The 13960-nt window shown below is 64.0% G+C and carries 9 protein-coding genes and 2 pseudogenes; 4 read left to right on the top strand and 7 right to left on the bottom strand.

Annotation, left to right across the window (positions count from 1 at the left end):
* Positions 1-1779: fatty acyl-AMP ligase (locus HWE17_RS14555; RefSeq protein WP_176389219.1), on the bottom strand; the 1779-nt coding region annotated here is incomplete at its 3' end.
* Positions 1780-1881: 102 nt separating this feature from the next.
* Between HWE17_RS14555 and HWE17_RS14550 the strand changes: the two genes are divergently transcribed.
* Positions 1882-3141: a cytochrome P450 gene (locus tag HWE17_RS14550; RefSeq protein ID WP_176389218.1), complete on the top strand. Its 1260-nt coding sequence runs from the start codon at positions 1882-1884 to the stop codon at positions 3139-3141.
* A 14-nt stretch (positions 3142-3155) separates the two neighbouring features.
* Positions 3156-4073 carry a cupin-like domain-containing protein gene (locus HWE17_RS14545; protein ID WP_176389217.1) on the top strand — a complete coding sequence of 306 codons (918 nt, stop codon included), beginning with the start codon at positions 3156-3158 and terminating at the stop codon, positions 4071-4073.
* 105 nt (positions 4074-4178) lie between these two features.
* Here the strand turns inward: HWE17_RS14545 and HWE17_RS28675 are convergent.
* From HWE17_RS28675 to HWE17_RS14525, 5 genes and pseudogenes are all read right to left on the bottom strand, one after another.
* Positions 4179-4352: pseudogene (locus tag HWE17_RS28675) on the bottom strand (group II intron reverse transcriptase/maturase); the annotation flags it as partial.
* Between the two features lie 103 nt (positions 4353-4455).
* On the bottom strand, positions 4456-6366 hold the full coding sequence (locus HWE17_RS14540) for a serine hydrolase (protein ID WP_176389216.1): 1911 nt from the start codon (positions 6364-6366) through the stop codon (positions 4456-4458).
* On the bottom strand, positions 6363-8825 hold the full coding sequence (locus HWE17_RS14535) for an FtsX-like permease family protein (protein ID WP_176389215.1): 2463 nt from the start codon (positions 8823-8825) through the stop codon (positions 6363-6365). Before HWE17_RS14535 ends, HWE17_RS14540 begins: the two co-directional genes overlap by 4 nt.
* Before the next feature lie 13 nt (positions 8826-8838).
* Positions 8839-9525 (bottom strand): ABC transporter ATP-binding protein, encoded by a 687-nt coding sequence (locus HWE17_RS14530; RefSeq protein ID WP_176389214.1) that lies wholly within the window; start codon positions 9523-9525, stop codon positions 8839-8841.
* A 66-nt stretch (positions 9526-9591) separates the two neighbouring features.
* Entirely contained in the window at positions 9592-10884 is a 1293-nt protein-coding gene (locus HWE17_RS14525) for an efflux RND transporter periplasmic adaptor subunit (protein ID WP_255206246.1), read from the bottom strand.
* 216 nt (positions 10885-11100) lie between these two features.
* Here HWE17_RS14525 and HWE17_RS14520 point away from each other — a divergent pair, with 216 nt between their 5' ends.
* On the top strand, positions 11101-11895 hold the full coding sequence (locus HWE17_RS14520) for a thioesterase II family protein (RefSeq protein WP_176389213.1): 795 nt from the start codon (positions 11101-11103) through the stop codon (positions 11893-11895).
* Positions 11896-12056: 161 nt separating this feature from the next.
* Here HWE17_RS14520 and HWE17_RS14515 read toward each other — a convergent pair.
* Positions 12057-12673, bottom strand: a pseudogene (locus tag HWE17_RS14515) (transposase).
* A 153-nt stretch (positions 12674-12826) separates the two neighbouring features.
* Here HWE17_RS14515 and HWE17_RS14510 point away from each other — a divergent pair.
* Positions 12827-13960 (top strand): HAF repeat-containing protein, encoded by a 1134-nt coding sequence (locus tag HWE17_RS14510; RefSeq protein WP_176389212.1) that lies wholly within the window; start codon positions 12827-12829, stop codon positions 13958-13960.

The raw sequence follows: 13960 nt of genomic DNA, 5'->3' as shown, positions 1-13960 counted from the left end.
AGCGAGCGCCTGTTCGGTCGCAGTCCCGCGCACGGCGGGCTGGTCCGGCATGGCATCGGCGACGGCAAGATCGAGCTGGCTGATCTGCAGCGCGGTCAGCTCGCCACGGGCATGCCGCTGCTTCATGGCCGATCGCATCACCTTGCCGCTGGTCGTCTTCATGATGGCGCCGGAAGCCAGGAACACGATTTCGCTGAGCAGCACGCCAAAAGATTCAAAGGTACTGGCACGGATGTCGACCGCGATGTCGTCATACTGCCGGTCCAGGAAACGCGGGCGCACCTCCAGCAGCAGGACGATGTGCTCGGTACCCTCGGCTTCCATGCCGAAGACGGCCGCATCGCCGACGGCATCGGCCGCCAGCTGCGCGCGCGCGCAGGCTTCCAAGTCATACGGGTAGAGATTTCGGCCCTGGACGATCAGCACATCCTTGCTGCGCCCCAGGACGAACAGCTCGCCGTCGCGCACAAAACCCAGATCGCCGGTGCGCAGATAGGGGCCGGCGCCGTCTTTCGTGTAGGCCTTGAACACCTGTTCCGACAGCTCCGGTTTACCCCAGTATCCAGACGAAATGCTTTCGCCCTTAACCCAGATCTCGCCGACGCTGTCTTCTTCGGCCACGGCCGCATCCTGCACGACAATCATGTCGTGCGCCGCCGGCGACGGGCCGCAGCTGACCATTGCCTGCGACTTTTCCAATGCGGTCTCGGGCGGAGACGCCCTGCCCTGCTGCAGCCGACCCAGGCTGACCTGGATCACCCGCGGCGGCTCTGACAATGTGCCAGCACACAAGAACACGGTCGCTTCCGCCATGCCATAGGCTGGCGTCATGGTGGCCTCATGGAAGCCAAGCGCCGAATAGGCGCGCTGAAAATCGGCAATAGTGTCGGCCCGGACCGGTTCCGCGCCATTCAGGGCCATGCGCCAGCTCGACAGATCGACATCCTTCAGCGCATCGGGCGCGAACTTGCGGGCACAGATATCGTAGGCAAAATTGGGTGCGCCGGAAATAGTGCCCCGGTAATGCGAGATGGCCTGCAACCAGAACAGCGGGCTCTTGGCAAACTTCAACGGCGAGAACAGCACCGACCTGGCGCCGGCATAGACCGGCATCAGGACCATCATCACCATACCCATGTCGTGGAACAGCGGCAGCCAGCCGACAAAGGTGTCAGCGGCGCAGGTGCGGGTGGTCGTTTCCAGCACGGCCAGGTTGGCTATCATGCCGCGATGGGAGATCATCACGCCCTTGGGGTTGCCGGTGGAGCCGGAACTGTATTGCAGGAAGGCGATGGCATCGGGTTCCGGTTCAGGCAGTGCAACAGCATGCGGCGGCGCGCCTGTCTGCCCGGCCACGGTATCGGTCACCATATCGGCAAAGCACAGGCAGCAAAGCGCCTGCGCGTGAAGGGCTGCGATCTGCTCCGGTGGCAGCGGATCGGACACGATCGCTAGCCGAGGACCGCAGTCTTCGATGATGTTAAGGATCTTTCCGCTGCGGTCGTTCGACTTGGGCGGATACAGCGGCACCGCGATCATTCCCGCGTACAGGCAGCCCCAGAAGGCGCGCAAAAACGCGGTGCCCGACGGCATCAACAGCAGCACCCGATCCCCGGCAGCGCCGTGCCGCAGCAGCTCGCGGGCAATCGTCTGCGCGGCGGCATCAAGCTCACGGTAGCTCAGATCGGCCGCCGCATGCAGGCTGTCAAGATAGGTATAGCAAACTTCATCAGGCGATACCGACGCGCGGAACCGCAGTCTATCCAATATCGTTTTCACCTTGCTGGTCGTACTTTCTCATGAGGAAAAAAATAGGTAAATCAGCAACTAAAACAGCGTTACGTAGTATACTCGTATTGTCTTTTATGAATCAATGAAATAATGCAAAATTTCAATTTTTTCGACCTTGATCAGTTTGCCCAAGGCACCCCGCACGAGGCCTTCGCGCGCTTCCGCCGGGAGCAGCCGATCTCATGGCATTCCATCCCGCACGCGCCGGCCGGCGAAGGCTTCTGGCTGGTCGCCCGACACAAAGATATTTGCGAGGTGGCGCGCCAGCCGAAGATCTTCTTTTCCCACGGCAGTTCCGTGCTGAGCGATTCGGTCGACATTCCCCACCCGGCCTGGAAGATGATCCGCGACGGCTTGTGCCACCTCGACGCGCCCCAGCACGGCGAACTGCGCCGGATGGTGATGCCGCAGTTCGGCGCCGAGGCCATGTCGGCGCTGCAGACCGTCATCCGAAAACGAGCGGTCGAAGTCCTCGACCGCGCCCAGGAAAAAGGCGAGATCGACCTGGTGAGCGACATCGCTGCACGCTTTCCCGTGCGCGTGGTGTACGGCGACGTGCTCGGCTTCGCCGACGAGGATCTGCCGTCCGCCGCCTTCTGGGGCGACCTGTTCAACCGGGTTCACGCCATCCCGACCGGCGACCGCGAGTTCGCCGACGTCATGCACGCTTCGGGCGTGGCGCTGGACAAGCTGTATCGCTACGGTGTTGCCGCGTATCAGTCCCGGCGCGCGTCGCCGCGCAACGATGTGCTGTCGGTCCTGGCCAATATCGGCTACGACGACGGCAGCGCGATTTCACAGGAAGACTTCCTCAGCTACTTCTGGTCGCTGGCGATCGGCGCCTACGACACGACCGCCAGCACCATCGCCAGCGGCTTTGCCACCCTAGCCGCGCATCCAAAGCAGCAGGAGGCGCTGTACGCCGATCCCTCGCTGATCGAATCGGCGGTGGAAGAGATGCTGCGCTGGGAAACGCCAGTGATTTATTTCCGCCGGACCGCATCGGAAGACTATGTGCTGAACGGCCAGGCGATCCGCAAGGGCCAGCGCGTCGTCATGTGCTTCTCCTCGGGCAACCGCGACGGCGACGTGTTCGAGTCGCCCGAGGTGTTCGACATCCGGCGCCGACACAATCCCCACCTGTCGTTCGGGCACGGCGCCCACTTCTGCCTGGGCGCCCGCCTGGCTCGCATCGAGCTGCGCATGCTGTTCGAGGAAGTCGTCGCGCGGCAGTTGCGCTTCCGGCCGACAGGCCCGACGGCGCGTGCGCGCTCCAACTTCATCAATCGCATTGTCCGCATGCCGGTAGTGCTGGAATCGGCGGATCTCGTTACCATGTCGTTCAACTAGTAGGGGAAATAACCATGCCTGAAACCATCACCAAAGTCATTGATCTGGTCCCCGGCGACGTCCAGTCATTGGCTACCATTGAAGCCGCATCGCTAACCGAACAGGCGTTCTGGGAACAGTATGTCAGCCAGCACGTTCCCGTGCTGATCAAGGGCGCCGCCGCAGCATGGCCGGCGCTGCAGCAATGGCACCGCCCAGGCTACCTGGAAAGCCGCTGCGGCGACGCCGTGGTGTTCGTCGCCCGCACCTTCAATCCCAATCCGTCGCTCGAACACGCGGCGGAACGGCGCCAGCGCCTGGCCGAGTGCATCGCCGACATGCGCGGCGCGGCCGATCACGAGACCTTTTCGATCCCGGCCATGGATGTGCCCCAGCAGTGGATGGACGACCTCGGCGACTACCACTTCCTGCGGCAGCATGAGCGCAAACCGCTCGGCTATCCTGGCAAACGCATCTTCTTCTACAAGAACGCTTCCACCGAATGGCATTATCACCAACTCGACGAGACCTTGACCTGCCAGCTGGCCGGCACCAAGCGCATCTCGTTGTTCAGGCTGACGCCGGCCAACTGGTGGAGTTTCGCCCCGCTGATCAAGGCCAATTACCATCACATGTCCTGCGCCGACCGATTTTTTCCCACCGACAGCGGCCTTACCAAGTACGAAGGTGTCCTTGAGGCGGGCGACGCCGTCTATATCCCGCCGTTCTGGTGGCACGGTATCGACGCGGCCACGAGCGAACCTGGCATCACCCTGGCGCAGTGCTTTCGCTCGCCGGTAAAGCGCTTCGGCGACTGGAAGGAACCGATTACGCGCGAGCTGGTGGGCGACGCGCTCAGGATGAACAAGCTGCGCCTGCTCCCCTTGCTGGCGCTCATTTGGATCAGCTCGATTTCCCGCGCACTGAAGAAGGAAGCCTGGACCAGCGCCTGAGCCCCGGCTCACGGCAATCGGCATAGGGGCGGCCAGTATAACTGGCCGGTCCCTGCCACACCTACCGGCATACGGGTCCGCACCGGGCGGTTCGAGCAGTTGAGGTTATGAGAGTCGCGGCACGCCGAGACGGTCAAAGTAGGCAATCGTCAGCACACTGTTCAGTGCCATGCGACTATTCTGCCACCAGCAATGGCTATTCGCCGCCACCAGTCGCGCCACTTTCGCCGACGCTCCCAAGGCCAGCAGTTCCCGATATATTGTGGTGCCACGTTGCCACCACCAGTTCGGTCATGCTGCGTCCACAGGAGTGCGCTCATGCCGGGTGTACATAAAAAAGCCAACCGCGCGGTTGGCCTTTTTTTGGTGCCGTGTGTGGCCCTTACATTTTCCAGACGGGAATGCCGATCGCCTGCCAGTAAAGCAGATAGAGCGCCACGGTCAGGCAGGCCACCGACACCAGCGCCGAGTGCCAATAAACGAAGCGGCCCGTCGCCGGGCGACGCTGGCGCATCAGGTTGACGACACCCATCACCGACAGAACCAGGAAGGCGATGCCGACGACCAGTGCGGCGATCGACTCGGCCGTTGGTGCGCCCCAACCGCCCCACAGGCCCTGCAGGTTCATGGCGCCGACCAAGGTAAAGCCGATCATGAAGAATAGCACGCTGGCCACCATCGGCAGCAGGCGGATTGAGGTCGCGACGGCGGCCGGCTCCCGCCTGAACAGTTTTTTCACGGCCCAGACCGCACCGGCGATCAGAGAACTGAGCATCAGGAATATGCTAAGCGCACCGACTGCCAGCGGCGCAAGCGCCCGGAAGGTCGACACCTTACGTAGCGTGCCCCATTTCGACTGCATGACGATCTCGCCATCCTGGGCGCGAAACATCGCCACCATCGGCTCTGCCTGGCCCTGCTGCCGGAAGGTCCGGCCAGTCTGGGCGATCCATTCCTCGGCATAGCCGGAAAAGACATTGCGTGCAATCATGCCGTTGTCGGTAAACACCACCTGCATGACGTCGGTGAAATCGTGCACAAAGCGCATGCGCTCCGATGCGGGGCTGTCTTCCAGATAGTAGCCCTGATAATGCTCTCGCAGTTCGGCATCGACGCTGGCCACCGGCGCGGCCGCTGGCCGCGGCACGCCCTGCACCAGATAGGCCTGAAACAGTTCGAGCACGCGGGCACGGGCTAACTCGTTGAGGCTGTTCATCATCAGCACCACGCCCGAGCGCGTCTCCGGCAGATAGAGCACCTCGCTGAGGCCGCCGTTGACGATGCCGAAATGGCCGCGGAAGTGAACGCCGTTTTCGATGGTATTTAACATGCCCGCCCCCGGGGCCACCTTGATCCCCAGCGCCACCATTGCCAGCGTTTCCGGGCGCTCCAGCCGCTCGACCGAGGCCGGCGACACGATCTGGGTGCCGCCGACGCTGCCCCGGTTGACCAGCAGCAGCAGGTACTGCGCCATGTCCTCGGCCGACGCATTGAGCGCGCCGGAAGGACGGTACAGATGATGCCAGTAAGGCAGCGCGGTCACGCCGTCGGCCGCGTACTGTCCGGCAAAGCCGCGGTGCGGCTCGACATAGCTGGCCGACTTCATCCCCATCGGCAGGAAAAAGTGTTGCGTGACGTAGTCCTCGAAGCGCTGGCCGCTGACTTTCTCGATCACGTAGGCCACCAGCGCCGGCCCCACGCTGCTGTGGGCCGCGCGCGAGCCCGGACGCCAGCGCGCCTTGCGCCCGCCGCCGTTGAGCTGGAGCGCCTGCTTCAGCGACACCGGCGGCTCGGCGGTGTGCGCGTACTCCATCAAACTCATGTCGGACAGGCCGGAGGTATGTTCGAGCAAATGCGCCAGGCGTACCGGATCGCTCGCCTCCCAGGGATTGTCTAGGGCCAGCTCGGGCGCCCATTGTTTGAGCGTATCGGTGAGCTTGAGCTTGCCCTGTTCCTGCAGCTTCAGGGCCGCCAGGCCGACGAATCCCTTCGCGATGTCACCGACGCGGAACAGCGTCTGCGCGCTGACTGGCGTCTTGCCGGCCGGGTCGGCCAGGCCTAGGCCGGCCTGCCAAACCAACTGCCCGCTGGCCACCACAGCCAAGCCCATGCCGGGCACCCGTTCCTCGCGCATGATGGTTTCGAGCTGCGCCTTCAGCTCGGCCGGCGTACGGGGCGCCGGTCCTCCGGCGGCGGCCGGGCCGGAGACCAACCACGCCGCTGCCGCCAGCAGCAGTGCGCACAGCGGCCGGGCTTGCTTGATGACGATCGCGTCGATGGTCGTCGCCATCATGTGCGCAGCGCAACAGCCGGCTTGAGCCGCATCGCGATCCAGGCGTGCCGCGCGACGGCGACGGCCGCCGTGACCAGGGTCACAGCCAGCGCAAACACCAGGGTCCAATAAGCGATCGGCACCTGTACCGCGTAGGTTCTCAGGTAGTTGGCGATCAGCAGCGCGGCGAGCGGCAGAGCCACCACCGCGGACAGCGCGATGATGGTGCCGACCTCCTTCGCCACGAGCTTGCCGATGTCGCTGCGGCGCGCGCCGTACAGCTTGCGCAGCGCGATTTCCTGAGTGCGGCGCTGCACCGCATCGGCGGCCAATACGTAGGCGCCAAAGGCGGCGATGGTCATAGCGATGACCGTCGCCACCGCCAGCAGCCTGGCCAGCCTGGCGTCTTCCGCATAGTTTTCCGCGTAGATGTCTTTGGCCGAGCGTGCTTCGAGGATGGAGTTGGGGAAGTATTTCGCCCAGGTGGTGCGTACGGCGCGCTCGGCGTCGGCGACCGATCCGCTGGCGCGGACCGTGAGCGTGGCATTGGCCGCCCACAATTCATACGCCGTCGCGCCCGGGGCTTCGCGCAGCGAATAGAACAGGATTTCCGGCGCGATGCCGACCACCCGCTTGGTGATCAGCGACGATACGCCGTGGTCCAGTCCCCGCAGCAGCAAGGTCTGTCCGAGCGCCTGCTCAGGTGACGCGAAACCGAGCTTGCGCGCGGCGATCGCATTGATCACGATCGGAACGGCGTCGTCTTCCTGGTCGATTTTGGAGTCGAACAGGCGGCCCGCAACGGCCTTGACGCCATATTGCTCGAAGAAGTTGGCGCTGACCGACTTGATGTCGATGGTGGCCGCCTCGCCGCCTTCTCGCTTGATTTCGGTGCTCCACTGGTTCTTCGCGCGGCCTACCGGATCGGTGGAAAACGCGATGCCCGCCACGCCGGGCTGTTGCGACAGCTCGGCCATCAGGCCGCGCGCCTTATCGCTTGTGCGCACCATATGCCCCTCGGGCAGATCGAACACCAGCAGAGGCGCAGGGTCGAAGCCAGGCGAGGCGTCGATGGCGAAGCGGGTTTGCCAGGCGATGGCCATGGCCACGCTGGCCAGTCCCATCGCGACGGCCAGTTGCAGCACGGACAAGGCTTGGCGCAGGCGCTTGCTGCGCCGCGATTCCGTGTCGGGACGGCCGGCCAGGGCCTGCGCCGGTCGCACGCCAAAGGCGATCCAGGCCGGATAGATCACGGTCAGCAGGCCGACCACCAGGCCGATGGCCAGCGCGGCGAGCAGGTTCTCCAGCGACAGGACACTGCCTAGGTCCCGGTTGACCATCTGCGCAAAGACCGGCAGGGCCAGGCAGGCCAGCAGCAGGCCAATGGCCGTCGCCAGCATGGTTACCAGCAGCGATTCTGCGACGAACTGCAGCGCAAGGCGGCCGGCGCTGGCGCCCAGCACCTTGCGCATGCAGATCTCGCGCTGACGGCGGATCACGCGGATGGTCGCCAGGTTGACGTAATTGATGGCGGCCAGGACCAGGATCAGGATGGCGATGACCACCAGGCCGGTGACGACGGTGGCGCTGCCGCGTTCCACCTGCAGCGAGAATGCGTTGGTGGCCACCTCGCGATCGAAATACGCCTCGCGCAGCGGCGCCAGCCGGATGTCCATGATCTTGCGTCCGGCCAGGCGCTCCTTGGCCTCGGGCGGTACATTCTGCACGCTCGGCGCGCTGTCGGCGGCCTGCTGCACGGCCGCGGTGACGGCCGCCAGCGGGGCGCCGGCACGGACCCGCACCAGCAGATTACCCAGCCAGCCTTGCTCGCCGGTGAGCGCCTCGGTACGCATCATCTGCGGCACCAGGCTCAGGTTCAGGCCGTTGAGGGCCTGGAAGGGAATCGTCGTATTGGCCGGCGGATTGCGCAGGATCGCGGCAATGCGCGCGCTGCCACCCTGTTCGTGCACGGTGCTCAGCGTCACCGTCCGCCCCAGCACATCGGTGCTGCCGAACAGCCGGATCGCAGTCTCCTCGGTGATGGCGAAGCTGTCCGGGCGCGACAGCGCCTCGTTCAGGTCGCCCTTAAGCACCTGGAGTCCCATCATCTCGGCAAAGCCGGGCAGCACGGTCAGGCTGCGCAGCTTGCGCAGCTGACCGTCGACCTGCACAGTGAAGGGGAACCAGTTGACGTAGCCACTGACGTTGCTCACGCCGGGGGCGGTCCTGGCCGCCTCGCGCAACAACAGCGGGGCCTGGTCGACCCAGGGTTCCCCCAGGTCGAGGTTGTTACGCTGCTTGACGATATATACGTTGTCGGCATCCGGCACGTGCGCATTGTACTGCCAGGAATAGCGCGCAAAACCGAGCAGCAGCAGGCAGGCCGCCAGCCCTATCCCCAGCCCCAGTATCGCCACCAGCGAATAGGCGGGGTCCTTGACCAGGATGCGCAGTCCGACGCGGAAGTCTTGAAATGTCATCGTCGCTCCGGGATCAGGCAGCGACGGCTGGGACCGGCTCGGCGACCAGCGCACCGTCGAGCAGACGCACGATGCGCGCGGCGCGCGCGGCGTGCGACGGCGAGTGAGTGACCATCACGATGGTGGTACCCTCGCCGTTGATCTGTTCGAGGATGCGCATGACCTCTTCGCCGTGGACGGAATCGAGGTTACCGGTCGGTTCGTCGGCCAGCAGCACGGCAGGCTTGGTGACCAGGGCGCGCGCAATGGCAACGCGCTGCTGCTGGCCGCCCGACAGCTGCGAAGGGCGGTGCTTGGCGCGGTGCGCCACCCCCAGCTTGTCGAGCAATTGCGAGACGCGCTCGCGGCGCTGTCTGGCCGGCACATTGCTGTACTCAAGCGCCAGTCCGACGTTCTCTTCGACCGTCAGTTCTTCGATCAGGTTGAAGCTCTGGAAGATGAAGCCGATCCGGCCGCGCCGCAGTTCGTTCAGTTTCACCTCGCTCCAGCCGGCCACATTCTGGCCGTCGAACCAGTACTCGCCGTCGTCTGGGCTGTCGAGCATGCCGAGGATGGACAGCAGGGTCGATTTGCCGCAGCCGGACGGCCCCGTGATGGCAATGTATTCGCCGGACTTGATCTCCAGGCTGATCCTGCTCAATGCCGTCGTGACGACTTCTCCACCTACAAATTTCTTATTGGTATTTACGAACTTGAGCATGATGCCTCTCTCTATTGATCGGGTTGAGCTTGGGTTGGTGAAAAAAGCGCAGGAAGCAGGAAAAGTCTATTTGGCAAGTTGCAGTGTTTCGGCCTTGCCGTACGGGGCGTAGGATGAGACGATGACGCGCTCGCCGGGCGCTAGGCCAGCCGCCACCTCCACCTGGCTGTTGTTGCGACGGCCGATGCGGATCGCGCGCCGTTCGGCACTCCTGCCATCAGCGGCCAGCACGAACACCCAACTGCCGCCACTGTCGTTCAGGTAGGCATCGTTGGGCAGGATCAGCGCGGGGCTGGTATTGCCCAGCGTGATCCGCGTTTCGACGCTCTGACCGGGGTTCATCACGCCGGGCACCTCGCCGGTGAACACCAGCTCGACCGAGAACCTGCCATCCTTGATCTGCGGGAAGACGCCGCGGATGCGCACCGCGTAGTCGCGGCCGCTGACTTGAACACGTCCCGGTTTGCCGACCGACACGCTGCCCAGGTAATACTCGTCGATCTGGGCCGTGAGCTTGAACTGACTGGGATCGTCGATGCGACCGATGCGCTGGTCGGGCTTGACGATTTCGCCGAGTTGCAGGCGGAAGTCGGTGAGCCGGCCGGTGACCGGCGCGCGCACGGCCAGCGCCTCGATCGACTCGTTCACCACCCGCAGACCGGCGTCGAGCCGACCGATGGCCTGCTCCATTTGCTGGACGCCGTCGCGCTTGATTCGCATCTCGATGGCGACGCGCTGCTTTTCGTCATCGAGGGACTGCTGCTGCAGGGCCAGTTGGTCCCGCGATTCCTCCAGCTTCGAGGCCGAGATGAAGTTTTTTTCGGCAAGCGATTGGTTGCGCGTGTGCAGCCGCTGGGCCTGCGCTAGGGCGAAGTTGATGTCGAGCAGGCGCCGCTGGTGCTCCGTCTGGCTCGCCTCAAGCGCCACGCGCAAATTGGACAGGTTGGAAATTTGCTGGGCGCGGTCCGCCTCGCGCGCGACCAGCTCCAGGCGCCGCTGCGAATTGGACAGGCGGAACAGAAGCTCGCCTTTCTTGACCACGGTGCCGTCGCCGGCCAACACTTCCTCGACGCGGCCCGACTCGGTGGCGTCGAGCATGGTGGTGTGCAGCGGCGCTGCCGTCGCGCGCACTACGATGTCGTTGCGCAGCATACCCTGCTGGGCTGTGGCGGTACGGACGCTGCCTTCGGCCACCTGCAGGCCGCTCGGCGCCAGCCGCCAGATGGCGCCGGCGACGCCGCAGGCCAGCGCCAGCGCGCCGAGCGACAGGACCAGGTATTTTCCACGCCGCTTGGGCAGCGGCTGGTCCATCGCAGCGCCGGTGACGCGCTCCTCGGGAGGCGCGATCTTAAGCGCCATCGGTAGCGGCCGTCAGGGACCGATCGGCCGGCCAGCCGGCCGCACAAGCAAGGCGCATGGCGCGATGCCAGAACGGCTGGGATGTGCCGACGGAAAAACGCATTCGTTTCATCAGACTGGACATAAACATTTGTCAAATGTTATAAAAAGGATAGATTAACTTATAATTCAAGGCGTAGTCAACTTCGTCAACCTCATCCACTTCCTTCAGACCACATGACTTCAATGACCTTGTCTTCCGGCGGCGCCCAGCGCTGGATACTGCGGCGCGCCGGGCCACCGGCTGCGCTGCGCCTGTTCTGCTTTTGCTACGCGGGCGGCAACGCTGCCGTCTACCTGCCCTGGCAGGGCGCACTGGGGCCGGACATCGAGGTGTGCGCCATTCAGCTGCCCGGCAGGGGGGCTCGGTTTTCCGAGCCGCTACTGCAGCACATTGATGAGGCAGTACCGGCCATTGCCCAGGCCATCGCCGCGTTGCCGGATCTGCCGTTCGCCTTCTTTGGCCACAGCCTGGGTGCTTTACTCGCCTATGAAGTGAGTCACTACCTGCGGGAGCGCGGCGGTGCGCTTCCGCGCCAGCTGATCGTGTCCGGCGCCCACGGGCCGCGCGCGCGCAATCCCAAGCGCCAGTTGCACCTGCTCGACGACGCCGCGCTGGTGAGCGAGCTCGAACGCTATGACGGTACCCCGCCCCAAGTGCTGGCCAACCCTGGCCTGCTGGAGTTGTTGCTGCCGATCGTGCGCGCCGACTTCCGTATGGCCAGCGACTACGCCGACACGCCCCGCGCGCCGCTGCCCATGCCCATTACGGTGTTTGCCGGCCGCGACGACGAGTTCGACGACGTGGCCCAGTATGAAGACTGGTTCAGCGACTCCAGCGTCGGCGGCGAACTGGCGTGGTTCGACGGCGGGCACTTTTTCATTAACTCGGCCACCGACCAGTTACTGGCACAGTTACAGATGGTCATCGCACCCAGCCTGCGCAGCGAGCCGCGCTACCGCCATGGCTGAGACCCGCCCGAGCCCACTTTTTGCCGCGGCACGACCATGAGCATGCTCTTTTCCGACAATCCGATCGTCTACCACCTGATCGCCGACCGTTGCGCACCGCCCTGGAGGTCTGTCGCGTTGTTCAGCCCAATACGGATTTTCATGCTGAGCATGACGCCGGTTCACACGGGACTGACTTGCCCTGCCAACGTATAAAACTGGTCAGCGAATGACATGGGCGCCGGATCATCGACGGCGAACTGGCCCTTGCGGATCATGTGCATCAGCTCGATGTCGGCGAGCACGGAGTGGGCAGAGTGAAGCGACTTGAAGTTGAGCATCGACTTGGTCAAGCGCTTGATGGCGTGGAGGCCTTGTTCAACGATGTTGTTGAGGTACTTGACTTGGCGCACCACGATCGGCACGTCGAGGCCGGCGTTGATCGCATCGATGGCTGCTTTGTTGGCGCCACTATTGTCCATCGCGACCTTGTCCAAATCGCCGTTCGCTCCTGACGCCTTAATAAAGAAGCGCTTCGCTGCGGCCATATCGCGCTTGGCCATGTACGTTTCATCCATGCCCAGCTGCCGCCGACCGGGCGCTTGTGTTTGCGGACCATTTTCTCGATCATCGGCAGGAAGCGGATCGCCCATCGATTAATCGACGAATGGTCGACGTACACGCCGCGCTCTTCCATCATTTCTTCCCGGTGCCGGTAGCTCAGCGGGCAGGCCGCATACCAGCGGATATAAACCAGCATCACATCGATCGGAAAGCGCATTCCTTTGACGTTGAGCATGTCGATTCGCACAACGTTCAAACACCGGTGTTTACCTAATCGGCCTGCCGGCGAGCGCTAATGCGACAGAACCGGATGTGAACCGTCCGCGGCTGGACAGGAACATAATGAAATGCTACAGTTGTGGTTATGGTAATTTTATCGAGGATCGCCATGCTGAAAGCCACGCCGCTTCCCTTGACCCCGACCTTGGCGCTGGCCCTCGGCCTGTGCAGCCTAAACGCCGTAGCCCAGGTCCGGCAACTGCCCGGCCTGGCCGGACAGGGCAAGGAGTCCAGTGTCGCGATCGACATCAACGCCTATGGCCAGGTGGCCGGCGACATCGAGGACGAGGACGGCAGGCGGCGCGCGGTGCTGTACGATCGGGGCTTGCTGGAACTGGGCACGCTGGGTGGCCGCGACAGCTACACCAAGGGCATCAACGCCGAAGGTGTGGTGGTCGGCTCGGCGCAGGATGGCGACCGCCGCTGGCGCGCCTTCCTGTACCGCAAGGGCGAAGCGATGCGCGACCTAGGCACCTTGGGCGGCAGGAGCAGCTACGGCACCGACATCAACGACGCCGGCCATGCCGTCGGTTTCGCCGATACCAGCGACGGCTACTTCCACGCGTTCGCGCGTGGAGCCAACGGTAAAATGGCCGACCTGGGCACGCTCGGCGGCAATATCAGCTATGCGGTCGGCATCAACAACCACGGCCATGTGGTGGGCACCGCCGCGCTGCCGGATAATTACCGCCACGCTTTCCTGTACCGTCCCGGCGCCGGCATGACGGATCTGGGTACGCTGGGCGGCCGCTCCAGCGCCGCCAGTGCCATCAACGACGCCGGCCTGGTGGCGGGCACGTCGGAAACGGCGGACCGGCGCTGGCACGCCTTTCTCCATGACGGCCAAAAGATGATCGACCTGGGCACGATGATAGGCTACGGCAACAGCTACGCCACCGGTATCAACGCCGCCGGCCATGTGGTCGGCACCATTCTGATTGGCGACGAGCGTCGCTCCTTCGTCTACCGCGACGGTAAGATGCGGGTGCACCAGGCCGGCAATGGGCTGTATCTGACCAATGGCATCAACGACGATGAGCTGGTGATCGGCGCCACCTACCTGGGCCAGCGCTACGCGGCGGCGATCATGCCATCCAATATGACGCCGGTGGTGCCCAAGCAGGGCCAGAAATTAATCACCATCGTGTCGATCTCCATCGCGACGGCGATCGGCCTGGTGATCCTGCGCCGCCGCTATCGCGGCAGGTTCTGTCGCATTAGCGCTCGCCGGCAGGCCGATTAG

Source organism: Janthinobacterium sp. BJB401, from assembly GCF_013372745.1.
In the GTDB taxonomy this organism is placed as follows: Bacteria; Pseudomonadota; Gammaproteobacteria; order Burkholderiales; family Burkholderiaceae_D; genus Janthinobacterium; species Janthinobacterium rivuli.
This window is presented reverse-complemented; position numbering and strand designations above follow the sequence as displayed.

Bases quoted from the DNA above. Each gene is read 5' to 3' on its own strand.
- HWE17_RS14510 (WP_176389212.1), top strand. From the start codon at position 12,827: ATGCTGAAAGCCACGCCGCTTCCCTTGACCCCGACCTTGGCGCTGGCC.
- HWE17_RS14550 (WP_176389218.1), top strand. From the start codon at position 1,882: ATGCAAAATTTCAATTTTTTCGACCTTGATCAGTTTGCCCAAGGCACC.
- HWE17_RS14530 (WP_176389214.1), bottom strand. From the start codon at position 9,525: ATGCTCAAGTTCGTAAATACCAATAAGAAATTTGTAGGTGGAGAAGTC.
- HWE17_RS14540 (WP_176389216.1), bottom strand. From the start codon at position 6,366: ATGATGGCGACGACCATCGACGCGATCGTCATCAAGCAAGCCCGGCCG.
- HWE17_RS14525 (WP_255206246.1), bottom strand. From the start codon at position 10,884: ATGGCGCTTAAGATCGCGCCTCCCGAGGAGCGCGTCACCGGCGCTGCG.
- HWE17_RS14545 (WP_176389217.1), top strand. From the start codon at position 3,156: ATGCCTGAAACCATCACCAAAGTCATTGATCTGGTCCCCGGCGACGTC.
- HWE17_RS14535 (WP_176389215.1), bottom strand. From the start codon at position 8,825: ATGACATTTCAAGACTTCCGCGTCGGACTGCGCATCCTGGTCAAGGAC.
- HWE17_RS14520 (WP_176389213.1), top strand. From the start codon at position 11,101: ATGACTTCAATGACCTTGTCTTCCGGCGGCGCCCAGCGCTGGATACTG.